At 71.7% G+C, this 15290-nt stretch carries 13 protein-coding genes; 4 read left to right on the forward strand and 9 right to left on the reverse strand.

The window, feature by feature from the left end:
* Both dapD and LIV55_RS05075 read left to right on the forward strand, forming a co-directional pair.
* Positions 1–927, forward strand: coding sequence for a 2,3,4,5-tetrahydropyridine-2,6-dicarboxylate N-succinyltransferase (gene dapD, locus LIV55_RS05070; RefSeq protein ID WP_229299380.1), 927 nt, complete (start codon positions 1–3; stop codon positions 925–927).
* A 2-nt stretch (positions 928–929) separates the two neighbouring features.
* Entirely contained in the window at positions 930–1823 is an 894-nt protein-coding gene (locus LIV55_RS05075; protein ID WP_229299381.1) for a hypothetical protein, read from the forward strand.
* A gap of 99 nt (positions 1824–1922) precedes the next feature.
* Here LIV55_RS05075 and LIV55_RS05080 read toward each other — a convergent pair whose 3' ends face one another.
* From LIV55_RS05080 to fdxA, 3 genes are all read right to left on the reverse strand, one after another.
* Positions 1923–3206, reverse strand: a complete 1284-nt coding sequence (locus LIV55_RS05080; protein ID WP_123092174.1) for a citrate synthase — start codon at positions 3204–3206, stop codon at positions 1923–1925.
* A gap of 143 nt (positions 3207–3349) precedes the next feature.
* Positions 3350–4522, reverse strand: a complete 1173-nt coding sequence (gene dapC / locus LIV55_RS05085) for a succinyldiaminopimelate transaminase (RefSeq protein ID WP_229299382.1) — start codon at positions 4520–4522, stop codon at positions 3350–3352.
* A complete protein-coding gene (fdxA, locus tag LIV55_RS05090; RefSeq protein ID WP_068277350.1) occupies positions 4519–4845 on the reverse strand; it encodes a ferredoxin in 327 nt (108 codons plus the stop codon). Before fdxA ends, dapC begins: the two co-directional genes overlap by 4 nt.
* A gap of 12 nt (positions 4846–4857) precedes the next feature.
* Here fdxA and LIV55_RS05095 point away from each other — a divergent pair, with 12 nt between their 5' ends.
* Entirely contained in the window at positions 4858–5871 is a 1014-nt protein-coding gene (locus LIV55_RS05095; RefSeq protein ID WP_425551762.1) for a GNAT family N-acetyltransferase, read from the forward strand.
* A 1-nt stretch (position 5872) separates the two neighbouring features.
* Here the strand turns inward: LIV55_RS05095 and LIV55_RS05100 are convergent, their stop codons facing one another.
* From LIV55_RS05100 to typA, 6 genes are read right to left on the reverse strand one after another with little or no spacing between them, the layout of a single operon-like run.
* Positions 5873–6481, reverse strand: a complete 609-nt coding sequence (locus LIV55_RS05100) for a 4'-phosphopantetheinyl transferase family protein (protein WP_229299384.1) — start codon at positions 6479–6481, stop codon at positions 5873–5875.
* Positions 6478–8241, reverse strand: coding sequence for a VanW family protein (locus LIV55_RS05105; RefSeq protein WP_229299385.1), 1764 nt, complete (start codon positions 8239–8241; stop codon positions 6478–6480). Before LIV55_RS05105 ends, LIV55_RS05100 begins: the two co-directional genes overlap by 4 nt.
* Positions 8242–8245: 4 nt before the next feature.
* The gene (locus LIV55_RS05110) at positions 8246–8731 is read right to left on the reverse strand and encodes a flavin reductase family protein (protein ID WP_191563374.1); all 486 of its coding nucleotides are present in this window, start codon (positions 8729–8731) and stop codon (positions 8246–8248) included.
* Entirely contained in the window at positions 8728–9597 is an 870-nt protein-coding gene (mshB, locus tag LIV55_RS05115) for an N-acetyl-1-D-myo-inositol-2-amino-2-deoxy-alpha-D-glucopyranoside deacetylase (RefSeq protein WP_229299386.1), read from the reverse strand. The genes LIV55_RS05110 and mshB overlap by 4 nt, the downstream gene beginning before the upstream one ends.
* Positions 9594–11339, reverse strand: coding sequence for an ABC transporter substrate-binding protein (locus LIV55_RS05120; RefSeq protein WP_229299387.1), 1746 nt, complete (start codon positions 11337–11339; stop codon positions 9594–9596). The genes mshB and LIV55_RS05120 overlap by 4 nt, the downstream gene beginning before the upstream one ends.
* 31 nt (positions 11340–11370) lie before the next feature.
* Positions 11371–13266, reverse strand: coding sequence for a translational GTPase TypA (gene typA / locus LIV55_RS05125; protein WP_123092182.1), 1896 nt, complete (start codon positions 13264–13266; stop codon positions 11371–11373).
* A gap of 335 nt (positions 13267–13601) precedes the next feature.
* Here typA and LIV55_RS05130 point away from each other — a divergent pair, with 335 nt between their 5' ends.
* Entirely contained in the window at positions 13602–15224 is a 1623-nt protein-coding gene (locus LIV55_RS05130; protein WP_372456495.1) for an ABC transporter substrate-binding protein, read from the forward strand.
* The last annotated feature ends 66 nt before the right edge of the window (positions 15225–15290 follow it).

Consider the following 15290-nt stretch of genomic DNA (forward strand, 5'->3'; position numbering starts at 1 on the left):
ATGACGACGCGCGCAGCCTGGGGCCATGGGATCGCCACGACGACGACGGACGGCGCGGTGCTCGACACGTGGTACCCGCAGCCGCGGCTCGGGGAGGCCCCCGAGGCCGACCAGGTGCCCACCGAGCTCACCGCCCTCGCCGGGCAGGACGAGGCCCGGGGCGTGCGCACCGAGGTCGTCACCGTCGCGATCGACCTCGACGCGGCCCCGCAGGACGCGAGCGACGCCTACCTGCGCCTGCACCTGCTCTCGCACTGCCTCGTCGAGCCCAACTCGATCAACCTCGACGGGCTCTTCGGGGTGCTCACCAACGTCGTGTGGACCAACCACGGCCCGTGCGCGGTCGAGGGCTTCGAGACCACCCGCGCCCGGCTGCGCACCCGCGGCCAGGTCACCGTCTACTCCGTCGACAAGTTCCCGCGTCTCGTCGACTACGTCATCCCGGCCGGCGTGCGCATCGGCGACGCCGACCGCGTGCGTCTCGGCGCCCACCTCGCCAGCGGCACGACCGTCATGCACGAGGGCTTCGTCAACTTCAACGCCGGCACCCTCGGCACCTCGATGGTCGAGGGCCGGATCAGCCAGGGTGTCGTCGTCGGCGACGGCTCCGACATCGGCGGCGGCGCCTCGACGATGGGCACCCTCTCCGGCGGCGGCACCCAGCGCGTCGCCATCGGCCGGCGCTGCCTCGTCGGCGCCGAGGCCGGCGTCGGCATCGCCCTCGGCGACGACTGCGTCGTCGAGGCCGGGCTCTACCTCACCGCCGGCACGAAGGTCACCCTCCCCGACGGCACCGTCGTCAAGGCGCGCGACCTCTCCGGCCGCAGCGGCCTGCTCTACCTGCGCAACTCGGTCACCGGCGCCGTCGAGGCCAAGGACCGCACGGGTGACGGCGTCGCCCTCAACGAGGCCCTCCACACGAACTAGCCATGCCGCCCCGCCGTCCCGCCGCCGACCGCCCGCCCCTCGCCGAGGAGCGGGCGGTCTCGCGCGCCCGGGTGCGCCGCAACCGCGCGCTCGTCGCGAGCGTGGCCGTGCTCGGGCTCCTCGGCGGAGCCGCGTGGTGGGTGCGCGACAAGGTCATCACCCCGTGGAGCGAGTCGTGCGATGCGACCGCGCTCGAGCAGGACGTGAGCTTCACCCCTGAGCAGATGCACAACGCCGCGACGATCGTCCAGGTCGCCGAGCGCCGCGGCCTGCCCGCCCGCGCCGGCTCGATCGGGGTCGCCACGGCGATCCAGGAGAGCAAGCTGCGCAACATCACCTACGGCGACCGCGACAGCGTCGGCCTCTTCCAGCAGCGCCCGAGCCAGGGCTGGGGCACCGTCGAGCAGATCCTCGACCCCCGCTACTCGACGAACGCCTTCTACGACGCGCTCGTCAAGGTCGACGGCTGGCAGGACATGCGGATCACCGAGATCGCCCAGGAGGTCCAGCGCAGCGCCTACCCCGAGGCCTACGCCGACCACGAGCACGAGGGCCGCACCATCGCCTCGGCGATCTCCGGCCACTCCCCCGAAGGCCTGGTCTGCCGCCTCGACCCGCCGACGGGCGCGGGCGACCGCGAGCGTCTCGTCGAGAGCCTGCGGACCGAGACCGGGTACCGCGCCGACACCGGGGACGGCGTCGTGGTCGTCCGGGCCTCGCAGGAGCGTCGCGCGTGGGGTGTCGGGGCGTGGGCGGTCGCGACGGCGAAGGGGCACGGCGTCACCTCCGTGCAGGTCGGCGACCGCGTGTGGACCCGCGAGGACGGGTCCAGCTGGTCGGCCGCACCGGACCCGGTCGACGCCTCGACCGTCCGGATCACCCTCGCCGACGGCTGACCCGCCCCACGCCGAACCCGCTCCGAGCACGACGAAGGGGGACCACCCGGCCGGGTGGTCCCCCTTCGCTCGACCTCGAGGTCAGCGCCTATCGATGAGTCAGCGCTCGTCGATGCCGACGTAGTCGCGCTCGGTCTCGCCGATGTAGATCTGGCGCGGACGGCCGATCTTGGTCTTCGGGTCCTCGATCATCTCGCGCCACTGGGCGATCCAGCCCGGCAGGCGGCCGATGGCGAAGAGCACGGTGAACATCTTGGGCTGGAAGCCCATCGCCGTGTAGATGAGGCCGGTGTAGAAGTCGACGTTCGGGTAGAGCTTGCGCTCGACGAAGTAGTCGTCCTTGAGGGCGATCTCCTCGAGCTTCATCGCGATCTCGAGCTGCTCGTCGCCGCCCATCTTCTCGAGCACGGTGTGCGCCGCGTCCTTGACGATGGCCGCGCGCGGGTCGTAGCTCTTGTAGACGCGGTGGCCGAAGCCCATGAGACGGACGCCGTCCTCCTTGTTCTTGACCTTCTTCATGAAGGTCTCGGCGCCGTCGTCGGACTTCTGGATCTGCTCGAGCATCTCGAGCACGGCCTGGTTGGCGCCGCCGTGGAGCGGGCCGGACAGGGCGTGGATGCCGGCGGAGACCGAGTTGAAGAGGTTCGCGTGGGCCGAGCCGACGAGGCGGACGGTCGACGTCGAGCAGTTCTGCTCGTGGTCGGCGTGGAGGATGAAGAGCTGGTCGAGCGCCTTGACGATCTCGGGGTCGAGGTCGTAGGGCTCGGCCGGGAAGCCGAAGGTCATCCGCAGGAAGTTCTCGGTGAGCGAGAGCGAGTTGTCCGGGTACAGGAAGGGCTGGCCGACGCTCTTCTTGTGCGCGTACGCGGCGATGGTCGGCAGCTTCGCGAGGAGGCGGATCGTCGAGATCTCGACCTGCTCGTGGTCGAAGGGGTCGAGGCTGTCCTGGTAGAAGGTGCCCAGCGCCGAGACGGCCGAGGAGAGCACCGGCATCGGGTGCGCGTCCCGCGGGAAGCCGTTGAAGAAGGCCTTGAGGTCCTCGTGGAGCATCGTGTGGCGGCTGATCCGCTCCTCGAAGTCCTCGAGCTCGGAGGTCGTCGGCAGCTCGCCGTAGATGAGCAGGTAGGCGACCTCGGTGAAGGTGGACTTCGAGGCCAGCTGGTCGATCGGGTAGCCGCGATAGCGCAGGATGCCCTGGTCGCCGTCGATGTAGGTGATCTTCGACTCGGCCGAGGCGGTGTTGACGAAGCCGACGTCGAGCGTGGTGTTGCCGGTCTCCTTCATCAGGCTCGAGATGTCGTAGCCGCTGTTGCCCTCGGCGGCGGGGATCAGCGGGAAGCTCAGGTCCTTGCCCCCGGCGGAGAAGGTGGCGCTGTCAGTCATAAGAAGAACTCCTGCCCTTTCGCAGTCGTGACGCCTGGCCCGTCACGCCCGGGTGAGGGCAGACGCACCGCGTGGTCTCGTCCGAAACTACCCCAGCCGTCGCGGCCCGATCCACACGGGCCCACCCTGGGGAACGCTGGCGCTCAGGCCGTGAGCCGGGCTGCGGCAGCGGCGATCTGGGCGTCGGTGGCCGTGAGGGCGATGCGCACGTGGTGCGCGCCGGCCGCCCCGTAGAAGGTGCCCGGCGCCACGAGCACGCCCCGGTCGGACAGACGGCGAAGGGTGGTCGCGGCCGGCTCGTCGGCCGTCGCCCACAGGTACAGCCCGGCCGCGGAGTCCTCGACGCGCAGGCCGAAGGCCTGCACGGCTGGCAGGAGCACGTCGCGGCGGGCGGCGTAGCGGGCCCGCTGCTCGGCGACGTGGGCGTCGTCGGACACCGCCGTGGCGAGGGCGGACTGGACGGGGGCGGGCACGATCATGCCGGCGTGCTTGCGGACCTCGAGGACGCGGCGCACGAGGATCGGGTCTCCGGCGACGAAGGCGGCGCGGTACCCGGCGAGGTTGGACTGCTTGCTCGTCGAGTACACGGCGAGCAGGCCCTCGTGGGAGCCCTCGCACACGCGCGGGTCGAGGATGCTCGGCGTGGTGGGCAGCTCGTCGTAGGACTGGCCGCGCTCCTCCTCGGAGCGCCAGTCCAGCTCGGCGTAGCACTCGTCGGAGGCGACGACGACACCGCGCTCGCGCGCCCAGCGCACGACCTTGCGCAGGTGCTCGACCCCGAGGACGCGCCCGGTCGGGTTGCTCGGGGAGTTGAGCCACATGAGGCGCGGGGCGGAGGCGCCGCTCACCGGCCCCAGCGCGGTCGTCGCGTCGGCCGGCACCGGGGTCGCCCCGGCGATCCGGGCGCCGACGTCGTACGTCGGGTACGCGACGGTCGGGAAGACGACGGACTCACCGGCACCGATGCCGAGCAGCGTCGGCAGCCAGGCGACGAGCTCCTTGCTGCCGATCGTCGGCAGGACCCCGTCGGGGTCGACGTCGGGCGCACCGCGACGCCGGGCGAACCACGCGGCGACGGCCTCGCGCAGCGGCGGGGTGCCGTACGTCTGGGGGTAGCCCGGGGCGTCGGCGGCCGCGCGCAGCGCGTCCTGGACGACGGCCGGGGTGCTGTCGACGGGGGTGCCGACGGAGAGGTCGACGAGCCCGTCGCCCTGCGCCTGGTCCGCGCCGGAAAAGGCTCTCGCCCGCTCCTTGAGCGGAGCGAGCGAGTCCCAGGGGAAGTCCGGCAGGCCGGAGAGCCCGGACGCCGTCGTCACTCGTCGTGCTCCTGCGGGGGCAGCGCGGCGATGAGGGGGTGGTCCTTCTTGATCATGCCCATCTTGGCGGCGCCGCCGGGGCTGCCGAGGTCGTCGAAGAACTCGACGTTGGCCTTGTAGTAGTCGGCCCACTCCTCGGGGGTGTCGTCCTCGTAGTAGATCGCCTCGACCGGGCACACCGGCTCGCACGCACCGCAGTCGACGCACTCGTCGGGGTGGATGTAGAGACTGCGCTCACCCTCGTAGATGCAGTCGACCGGGCACTCCTCGATGCAGGCCTTGTCCTTGAGGTCCACACAGGGCTGGGCGATCACGTACGTCATGGCGGCAATACTATGCCGCTCGTGACGGCGTCGGCGGTGAGGTACCCCTTAGGTTCGCGGATGGCGATCCGGACCCGGATCCCGGCGGGCGCGCCCGACCTGCCGGGCTCCCCCACCCTCACCGACACGGTCGGCGAGGTGCTCGCCGTCGACGACGAGAGCGTCGTCCTGGCCACCCGCCGCGGCGAGGTGGCGCTGCCCCTCGGGTCCGTCGTCGCCGCCCGCGTCATCCCGCCGCGACCGACCCGTCGGGGCGCCCCGGAGCGGGCGATCGGCATCGAGGACCTCCACCGCGTCATGACGAAGGGGAACCCCGGCCTCGAGGTCGCGTGGCTCGGCACCCCCGGGCGGGGCTGGATGCTGCGCGCCGGGCTCGGCTTTACCGGTCGCGCCAACTCCGCGCTCCCCCTCGGCGACCCGGGCACAACCGATGAGGAGGCCGTCGAGCACGTCGTCGCCTGGTACCGCGAGCGCGACCTCGTGCCGCGCCTGCAGGTGCCGCTGCCGCTCCACGTCGAGCTGGCGGACGACCCCTTCGCCGCGCGGCTCCTCGCCCAGGGGTGGACCCCGATCACCCCCGCCCTCGTGCTCACCGGGCGGGCCGTCCCGGCCAGCCCGGCGCCGCCGGGGTGGCGGCTCGAGCAGCGCGACAGCATCGACGACGCGTGGCTCTCGGCGAGCGGGGCGGGCATCACCGACCACCGCGAGGCCGCACGAGCCGTGCTCGGCGCGCCCCGGGAGCAGGTCTTCCTCCACGCCCGCGACGCCGACGGCGAGCTGCTGGGGGTCGGGCGGGCGAGCATCGACGACGGGTGGACCGGCGTGTACTCGGTGCACGTCGCCGAGCGGGCCCGACGTCTGGGCGTCGGGCGATGGCTGACGACGGCGGCGACCGCCGCCGGGGCGCAGCGCGGCGCCGGTCTGGTCTACCTCCAGGTCGAGACCGACAACCTGCCCGCGGTCCGTCTCTACGAGGACCTCGGGCTGCGCCGGCACCACCACTACGCGTACCTGCGCCTGCTCTAGCTCAGGTCAGGCACACCCACGCGACGGCGCCCGCAGGGGCGTCGAGCCGCTCGAGGCGGCCTTCCGGCGCGCTCCCGTCGAGCAGGACGGCCCGGTCCTCGGCCACCCGCACCGACGACATCGGCAGGGCCAGACCGGTCCCGAGGGCCTTGAGGTAGGCCTCCTTGGCCGCCCACAGCCGGGCGAAGCCCTCGGCGTCGGCAGGCTCGGCCTCGCCGGGCGAGACCACCCGGGCGACGAGCGCCGCCGACGGCGGGCGCGACCGGACGAGCTCGACGTCGACGCCGACCGACCGCGCGGACGCGGCGACGAGGACGTGCGGGCCCGAGTGCGACGCGCTGACGTGCCACCCCTGCGCGGCTCCCGTGGGCACGGGCCGGCCGTGCGGCAGGTCGCAGTCGGGGCAGTCACGCCGCAGGCCGACGTCGGCCGGGTCGCAGCCCGCGAGCTCGCCGACCACCCGCCGCATGAGCGCGGCGGCCCCGACGAAGCGCGCCTGCTCCTCGGGCCCGGACTTCGCCGCGAGCCGCTCGCGCTCCCCGTCGTCGAGCACCGAGCGCCAGCCCGGGTCGACGTCGGCGACCGCGAGCCACCGCACGAGGGAGGTCACGGGTTGGTGCAGGTGACGTCGTCCTCAGGGATGTAGTGCGTGTCGAAGGTGCTCGTCGTCGCGGCACCGCCGGCGACGGGCTTGAGCACGCGCGTCACCGTGACGTCGAAGCCCGGGGTCGGCGCCTGGGGCACGCACCCCTTCGAGTCGTCGGTGATCGTCTTGGGCTGCACGACGTTGCGCCGCGGGCCCTTCTTCGCCTCGACGTCCCACGTCTTGACGCCGTAGAAGCTCACCGTCACCTGCGAGTTCGTGGCGTTCGCGCGGATGAGGATGCCGCCCTTGGTGTTGTTCGTGAAGCGGTTGTCGACGTCCGGGTAGCTGATCGTCGCCTCGCGGCCCTCGGGGTAGCGCGAGATGTAGAAGGAGTGGGGGTGGAACTCCTCGATCCGCGCCCCGGAGAAGAAGACGGCGTTGAAGAGCGTCGTCGACAGCTGGCTGATGCCGCCGCCGTAGTCCTCGGCGAGGCGGCCGTTCATGATGACGCCCGCCGACTTGTACCCCTTCGCCGCGGTGCGCGGCCCGAGGTGGTCGTTGAGGCTGAAGGTCTGCCCCGGGCCGACGTAGGCGCCGTTGAGCCGGCTCGCGGCGAGCTTGATGTTCTCGACGCGGGGCCCGTAGGTCGACATGTACGTCGTGAAGGTGGAGATCTCCTCCTTCGGGATGGTCTTGCGCGCGATCGCGGTCGTCACCTCGGGCTTCGTCGCCTCGGAGGGCACGGCGGCGGTGCGCTGGTCGCCCGACTTCGCCATCGCGGCGACGACGGGCGCGGCTACCCCGTCCTTCTTCAGGCTCAGGCCGGACTGGCTCGGCGTGACCGAGAAGTCCTGGGAGCCGCTGAGGACGACCTCGGCGTCCTTGGCCGGGCGAAGGGTGCCCGAGCTCGTGCCCGCAGCGACGACCGCCGCGGAGACCTTGGCCTCGTCGACGTCGTAGGACAGCTCGCCCTTGTCGGCCGACACCGTGACCGCCTTCATGAGCTCCTTCGCGGGGACGCTGAAGCTCACGCTCCGCGCCGCCCCCTTCGCCGCCGGGTCGGTCGTCGTGATCTTCACCGGGCCGTCGGCGAGGGGGTCGAGCTCCTCGGTGGTGAAGCGCTCGATCTCGTCCTGGGCCAGCGTCGGCTCGAGGGTCGAGGTCTTCGCGGAGTACGTCCGGGTCTGCGGCCAGCCGGAGGAGATCTGCTCGACGAGCGCGTCGCGGTCGACCGCGCGCCCGGTGGCGGACTTCTTCGTCACGACCTCGCCGTCGGTCACCGCGACCGACCCCTCGACGGGCTTCTTCTCGAAGGTCTTCGCGGCCGTGCCGACAGCCCTGGTCAGCGCGTCGTCGTCGACCTCGGCCTCGAGGTCGCGCGAGGTGCCCCCGCGCACGTGGGCGACGACGTCGGCGGGGTTGAGGCTGAAGCCGGTGAGCCCGGCCAGCGACGCGTCGTAGTCGACGGTCAGGCCGGCCTTCGCGGGGTCGATGCGGGTCTTCGTGCCGGCGCCCTCGACCTGCAGGGGCTGGGTCACGGCGTCCTTCGTGCCCCGCTCGAGGGCGGCACGCGCCTCCGACTCGTCCATGCCGCCGATGCTCACGCCGCCGACGGTCGTGCTCGCGGGCACCCGGTCGCCGAAGTACACCGCGGTGCCGACGTAGAGCGCCCCGAGGACGAGGAGCACGAAGAGCCCGGCGAGGACCCCACGGCCGCGGCGGCGCGGCCCCTGGCCGTCCAGCTCCTCGTCCGTCAGGCGGCCGTCGTCGCGGCGGTCACTCATGCGTTCACCTCGTGCTCGTGTACGTGCTGCGGTAGTAGACCAGCGGGCTGCCGCTGTCGGCGTGGTCGGCCCTGATGACCTCGGCGACGACGATGACGTGGTCGCCCGCCACGTGCTCCTCGACAGTCTCGCACTCCATGGTGGCCAGGGCTCCGTCGAGCAGGACGACCCCGGACTCGCCGCGGTGGTGCGGGACCCGGGTGAGCTGGCCCTGCAGGGGGCGCCCCGGGGTGCTCAGCCAGCTCGCGATGCGACGGTGCTCCTCGGCGAGGACGCTCACGCCCCACCGGCGCGCCGTGCTCACGGCGTCCTGAAACCCGCTGTCGAGACGCACGCAGAGCAGGACGAGCGGCGGCTCGAGGGAGACGGACGTGAAGGCGTTGGCGGTCATCGCGTGGTCGTGGCCGTCGACGGTCGTCGTCACGACGCACACACCCGTCGCGAGCCGGCTCATCGCCTGGCGCAGGGCGGCGCTGGGCTCGAGGCTCATCGGCGCACCGCCTCGGCGAGGGGTCGGCGAGCGGGGGACGAAGGGGGGACGAGCGCCCCGGTCTCGACGTCGAGCTCGGCGTAGCCCTCGCGTCCGGAGAGCCGGGCCGCGATGTCGTTGGACAGCGCGTACTGATCGCCTTCGACGCTCACCTGGGTGCGGTGCTCGCGCAGCGCGGCGACCTGGCCGGCGACGGCCTGCGGGTCGACGACCTCGAAGGCGACGAGCTCGTCGGGCACGACCTGGGGCGGGTGCTCGCCCGTCGGCAGGGTCCACGAGGCGCGCGCCGGGCCGTGCTGCGCGAGGTGGGCCCGGTCCTCGTCGGCCCAGGAGCGCGGGGTGAGCACGGCGAGGACGACCGGGCGGGCGGCCGTGGGCAGGGCGGCGACCGCGGCGCAGACGACGCGGTGCGTCTGGACGTGGTCGGGGTGGCGGTAGCCGCCCTGCGGGTCGTAGGTGATGACGAGGTCGGGGTCGACCTCCTCGATGACGGCGCGCACGAGGGCCGCCGCCTCGGCGACGTCGGCCCGGGCGAATGCGCGGGGGTCGTCCTGCGAGGGGGTGCCGACCATGCCCGAGTCCCGGTAGCGCGAGAGCGTGCCCGCTCCCTCGCCGAGGACGCGGTGCTGCGCGCCGATCGCGCTCATCGCGCGGCGCAGCTCCTCACGGCGGTAGGGCCCGAGGGTGTCGTCGTGGTCGGCGTCGAGGTGGGCGAGCTCGGGCGGGATGACCTCGCCCTGCTCGCCGAGGGTGCACGTGAGCACGTGCACCTCGTCACCGGCGGCGACGTGGTGGGCGAGGCAGACCCCCGTGGCGATGCTCTCGTCGTCGGGGTGGGCGTGGACGAGGAGCAGGCGCAGGCTCACCGAGCCACGCCGATCGTGCCCATCTCCGGGGTGCCCCCGAAGACGGCGTTGCTGCTCAGCCCGGTGACCTCCTGGCCGGCGACGAAGGTCGACCGGTGCTGCACGAGCGGGACGTAGCTGCCCTGCTCGAGCAGGGTGGTGTCGACCTTCGTCCACGCCGCGGCTCGCCGGTCGGCGTCGGCGACGGCCATCGCCTTGTCCATCGCCGCGTTGACCGCGTCGTCGCGCACGTAGCCGTAGTCGCGTCCGGAGGAGGCGCTCGTGATGTTGATCCGGTCGTCGAAGAGCGGCGGGAGCACCGTCGCCGCCGAGGGGTAGTCCGCGCCCCAGCTCGACCAGAAGACGTCGTACTTCTTCGCCGAGGCCGGCTGCGCGATCGTCGTGTAGTAGTCCTCGCCGAGGCCCTCGAGCTCGACGACGAAGCCCGCCTTCTCCCAGCCGGACTTCAGCGCGGCCATCGCCGCGTCGCTCTGCTCGCCCGAGCGGTAGGCGACCCGGATGCGCGGGCTCTCCTGCTTCGCCCGGGTGAGCAGGGCGCGGGCGGCCTCGGGGTCGCCAGTGGGGCCGCGGTCGAGGACCGGCTCGTGGGCGGAGGGCAGGGCGGTGCTGAGCAGCGACCACACGGGGGTGGCGACCGCCTGGCCGCCGAGGGCCCGTGCGTAGCCCTCGCGGTCGGTCGCGAGAGCGAGGGCGGTGCGCACCCGGGCGCTGCGCATGACCTCGCTCGTGTGGTTCGGCGCGAGGTAGTCGACGATCTGGCCGTCGCCGGTGACGCTCTGCACCTGGTCGGCGGCGTCGGCCACGGGCTGCTGCAGCCCGTCGGGCAGCGGGTCGAGGAGCACCGAGCGCGAGCCGTCGTCGCCGTCGGTGATCGTCTCGACCGCCTCGACCGGCTCGACTCCCTCGCGGTGGACGATGCGCTCGAGGGTGGGCTCGCGCACCGGGTCGCTCTGCTCGTCCCACTCCTCGTTGCGCACCCACGTGCCGCCCTCACCGGGCTGCCACGCGTCCTCGAGCTTGTACGGGCCGTTGGAGTAGGCGAGGTAGGCGGAGTCGTCGCCCTTGTCGGTGCTGCGCTTGACGGGTGCGAACTCGGGGGTGGAGACGACCTCGCCGAAGTCGGCGACGGGCTCGCTGAGCCGGTAGGTGATCGTGTCGCCGGAGCACGTGACGGCGGCCTGGATGAGGTTCGTCGCCCCGGCGCTGCGACCCGCGCTGCCGAAGGGGCCGGGGTAGCGCGAGCTGCCGTCCGGCTTCTTCGGGATGTCGAGGTAGGTCAGCGCGTACCCGGCGGAGGCGGTGTCCTTGCTGAAGGAGCGGGAGACCCCGTAGCGGAGGTCGCCGCAGGTGATCCGCGAGCCGTCCTGCCAGCTGACGCCCTTGCGCAGGGTGAAGGACCACCGCGTCTGGTCCTTGCTCGCCCGGCCGGTGCTCGTCGCGAGGTCGCCGACGAGCTCCTTCTGCCCGGCGAGGTCGGTCGCGGGCGCGTAGGTCGTCAGCGTGCGCAGGTAGGTGCGGCCGGCGAAGGCCGACTGCTGGCGCGAGGTGATCCGCTGGGGGTCCCAGGAGAGGACCGGGCCCTGGGAGAGCACCGTGAGCTGCTGCTCCGGGCCCGCGAGGGGTGTCGTGCTCGCGCCCGACGCGCCCCCTCCCCCGCCGCCGTCTGCCGAGGTGCACGCGGAGACGAGCAGCAGGCCGCTCGTCGTGACGAGCGCCGCGGCGCGGCGGGGGGTGGGGGTCATCGGTGAGGTCCTCCTGGGGACGTCCTGGGGCTCAGCTGCGCGAGCGGGCCAGCCGGTTGCGCAGCACCTGGTCGAGCTCGACCTTGCGGATCCGCACGGCGTCGGGGGTGACCTCGACGCACTCGTCCTCGCGGCAGAACTCCAGCGACTGCTCGAGCGAGAGCTTGCGCGGGGGCACGACCTTCTCGAAGTTGTCCGCGGAGCTGGCGCGCACGTTGGTGAGCTTCTTCTCCTTGGTGATGTTGACGTCCATGTCGTCGGCGCGGGAGTTCTCGCCGACGATCATGCCCTCGTAGACCTCGGTCGTCGGCTCGACGAAGAGCGTGCCGCGCTCCTGGAGGTTGACCATCGCGTAGGCGGTGACGGGACCGCTGCGGTCGGCGACGAGGGAGCCGGAGATGCGCGTGGTGATCGTGCCGAACCACGGCTCGTAGCCCTCGAAGACGTGGTGGGCGATGCCGGTGCCGCGCGTCTCGGTGAGGAACTCCGTGCGGAAGCCGATGAGCCCGCGGCTGGGCACGAGGAACTCCATGCGGATCCAGCCGGTGCCGTGGTTGGTCATCTGCTCCATGCGCCCCTTGCGGGAGGCGAGAATCTGGGTGATCGCGCCGAGGTGCTCCTCGGGGGTGTCGATCGTCAGGCGCTCGACCGGCTCGTGGGTCTTGCCGTCGACCTCGCGGGTGACGACCTGCGGCTTGCCGACGGTGAGCTCGAAGCCCTCACGGCGCATCTGCTCGACGAGGATGGCGAGCGCGAGCTCACCTCGGCCCTGGACCTCCCAGGCGTCGGGACGCTCGGTCGGCAGGATGCGCAGCGAGACGTTGCCGACGAGCTCGCGGTCGAGCCGGTCCTTGACGAGGCGGGCGGTGACCTTCGTGCCGCGGGTGGCGCCACGGCCGACGAGCGGCGAGGTGTTCGTGCCGATGGTCATCGAGATGGCCGGCTCGTCGACGGTGATGACGGGCAGCGCGACGGGGTTCTCGGCGTCGGCGATGGTGTCGCCGATCATGATCTCGGGGATGCCGGCGATGGCGATGATGTCGCCCGGACGCGCGGGCTTGTCCTCGAGCGGCTTGCGCTCCAGGCCCTCGGTCATGAGCAGCTCGGTGATCTTCACGCGCTCCTGCGAGCCGTCGTGACGGCACCACGTGACCTGCTGGCCCTTGCGGATCTCGCCGTTGAAGACGCGCAGCAGGGCCAGGCGACCGAGGAAGTTGCTCGAGTCGAGGTTGGTGACGTGCGCCTGGAGCGGGGTCTCGTCGTCGTAGGCCGGCGCCGGAATGGTCTCCATGATCGTGCGGAAGAGCGGCTCGAGGTCGCCGTTGTCGGGCAGCCCGCCGTCCTCGGGACGGTTGAGGCTGGCCGCTCCCGCCTTCGCCGAGGCGTAGACGATGGGGAACTCGATCTGGTCCGCGTCGGCGTCGAGGTCCATGAAGAGCTCGTAGGCCTCGTCGACGACCTCGGCGATGCGGCTGTCGGGACGGTCGACCTTGTTGATGCACAAGATGACCGGCATCTTCGCGGCGAGCGCCTTGCGCAGGACGAAGCGGGTCTGGGGCAGCGGGCCCTCGGACGCGTCGACGAGCAGGACGACGCCGTCGACCATCGACAGGCCGCGCTCGACCTCGCCGCCGAAGTCGGCGTGGCCGGGGGTGTCGATGATGTTGATGGTGACGCCCTCGGGGGCGTCGAAGTCAGAGGCGGACGGACCGGTGTAGCGGATCGCGGTGTTCTTCGCGAGGATCGTGATCCCCTTCTCGCGCTCGAGGTCACCGGAGTCCATGACGCGGTCGACGGAGCCGCTCTTGTCGTGCTCGCCGAAGGTGCCGCCCTGCCACAGCATCTTGTCCACGAGGGTGGTCTTGCCGTGATCGACGTGGGCGACGATGGCGACGTTGCGCACGTCTGAGCGGGTCTTCATGGGCATGAGCGCGATTGTCTCAGCAGGAGCGCCGATGCCGGAAATCCGCGGTCGCGCCCGCGGCCCGCTCCCGACCCTCCGGGCGAAGGGGGACCCCCTTCGCCCGCTCGGTCTCAGACCGGTAAAGGCGTCGCCGACGGCCTACCCAGCGGGTGCTCACTCGATTAGGTTCACCAACCAGCCGCGTCCATGGCGCCTCGGCCCCCTCCGGGTGACCGCGTCACAGGGTGGCTGCCGAGGGTCACCGACTCCTCGGTCGACCGAACGCCACACCAGCGAGGTAGACGATGTCCATGCGGAAGTCCACTCCCGTGGTCCTCCTGGCCACGGCCGCTCTGACCATGAGCGCCTGTGCCCAGAGCGACCGCGAAGACAGCGGCAGCGGTGACAGCGGCGGCGACTCCGCCGCCACCGACGCCACCTTCACCTTCGGCGCCGCGGGCGCGCCGGAGGTCTTCGACCCCTTCTACGCCAGCGACGGCGAGACCTTCCGCGTCACCCGCCAGATGTTCGAGGGCCTCGTCGAGGTCAAGCCCGGCAGCGCCGAGATCGGCCCGGGCCTGGCGGAGAAGTGGGAGCCCAGCGAGGACGGCAAGACCTGGACCTTCACCCTGCGCGAGGGCGTGAAGTTCACCGACGGCGAGGAGTTCAACGCCGAGGCCGTCTGCGCGAACTTCGAGCGCATGGCCGACCAGAACGAGACCGCGCAGGCCGGCCCGGCCGAGTACTGGGCCTACTCCATGGAGGGCTTCGGCGACGACTCGCTCTACCGCTCCTGCAAGGCCACCGACGCCAAGACCGTCGAGCTGAAGATCTCTCGCGCCACCTCGAAGTTCCCGGCGATGCTCTCGCTGTCGGCCTTCGCGATGCAGTCGCCCAAGGCGCTCGAGTCCGGCGACGCGAACAACGTCAAGAAGCAGGGCGAGGGCTTCGCCTACCCGAAGAACGCGCAGGAGCCCGTCGGCACCGGCCCGTACACGCTGGAGAAGTACGACACCGCGAACAGCACGGTGACGCTCAAGCGCAACGACGAGTACTGGGGCGAGAAGGCCAAGAACGCCGAGATCGTCTTCAAGATCATCCCCGACGAGTCGACCCGTCGTCAGGAGCTCGAGGCCGGCTCGATCAACGGCTACGACCTGCCGAACCCCGTGGACTGGAAGGGCCTGGAGGACTCCGGCAACACCGTCGAGGTCCGCCCCGCCTTCAACATCCTCTACGTCGGCCTCAACCCCGATAAGAACACCAAGCTCAAGGACCTCAAGGTCCGCCAGGCGCTGTCCATGGCCGTCGACCGCGAGAACCTCGTGACCTCCCAGCTGCCCGAGGGCGCTGTCGCCGCGTCGCAGTTCATGCCCGACACCGTCAAGGGCTACAACTCCGAGCTGCAGCCCATGAAGAAGGACGTCGAGGGCGCCAAGAAGCTGCTCAAGGAGGCAGGCGCCGAGGGCATGGAGCTGACCTTCGCCTACCCGAGCGAGGTCACCCGGCCGTACATGCCGAACCCGCAGAAGATCCACGAGGCCATCCGCCGCGACTTCGAGGCGGTCGGCATCAAGGTCAAGGTCGTCACCAAGCCGTGGAACGGCGGGTACCTCGACGGCGTCGACAACGGCCAGTTCGACGCGTGGCTGCTCGGCTGGACCGGTGACTACGACTCGGCCGACAACTTCATCGGCACCTTCTTCGGCAACCTCAAGAGCAACGACTTCCACACCTCGGCGACCGACTTCGGCTCCGACCTGAGCAAGGAGCTCAAGGAGGCCGACCAGACGGTCGACGAGGCCGAGCGCACGACGATGTACGAGGAGCTGAACAAGAAGATCGCCGAGGAGTACATCCCCGGGCTGCCGATCTCGCACAGCCCGCCCGCGCTCGTCGTCGGCGAGGGCGTCGAGGGTCTCACCGCGAGCCCGCTGACGGCCGAGCAGTTCGACACGGTCACCGTCGAGGGCGGCAAGTAAGCCCTACGTCGGCCGATCTGTCCCGACACCCAGGCTGGGGCCGTCTGCTCCGGGTCACCCCCGGAC

Origin of the sequence: Janibacter melonis (assembly GCF_020567375.1) — a bacterium.
Classification (GTDB): domain Bacteria; phylum Actinomycetota; class Actinomycetes; order Actinomycetales; family Dermatophilaceae; genus Marihabitans; species Marihabitans melonis.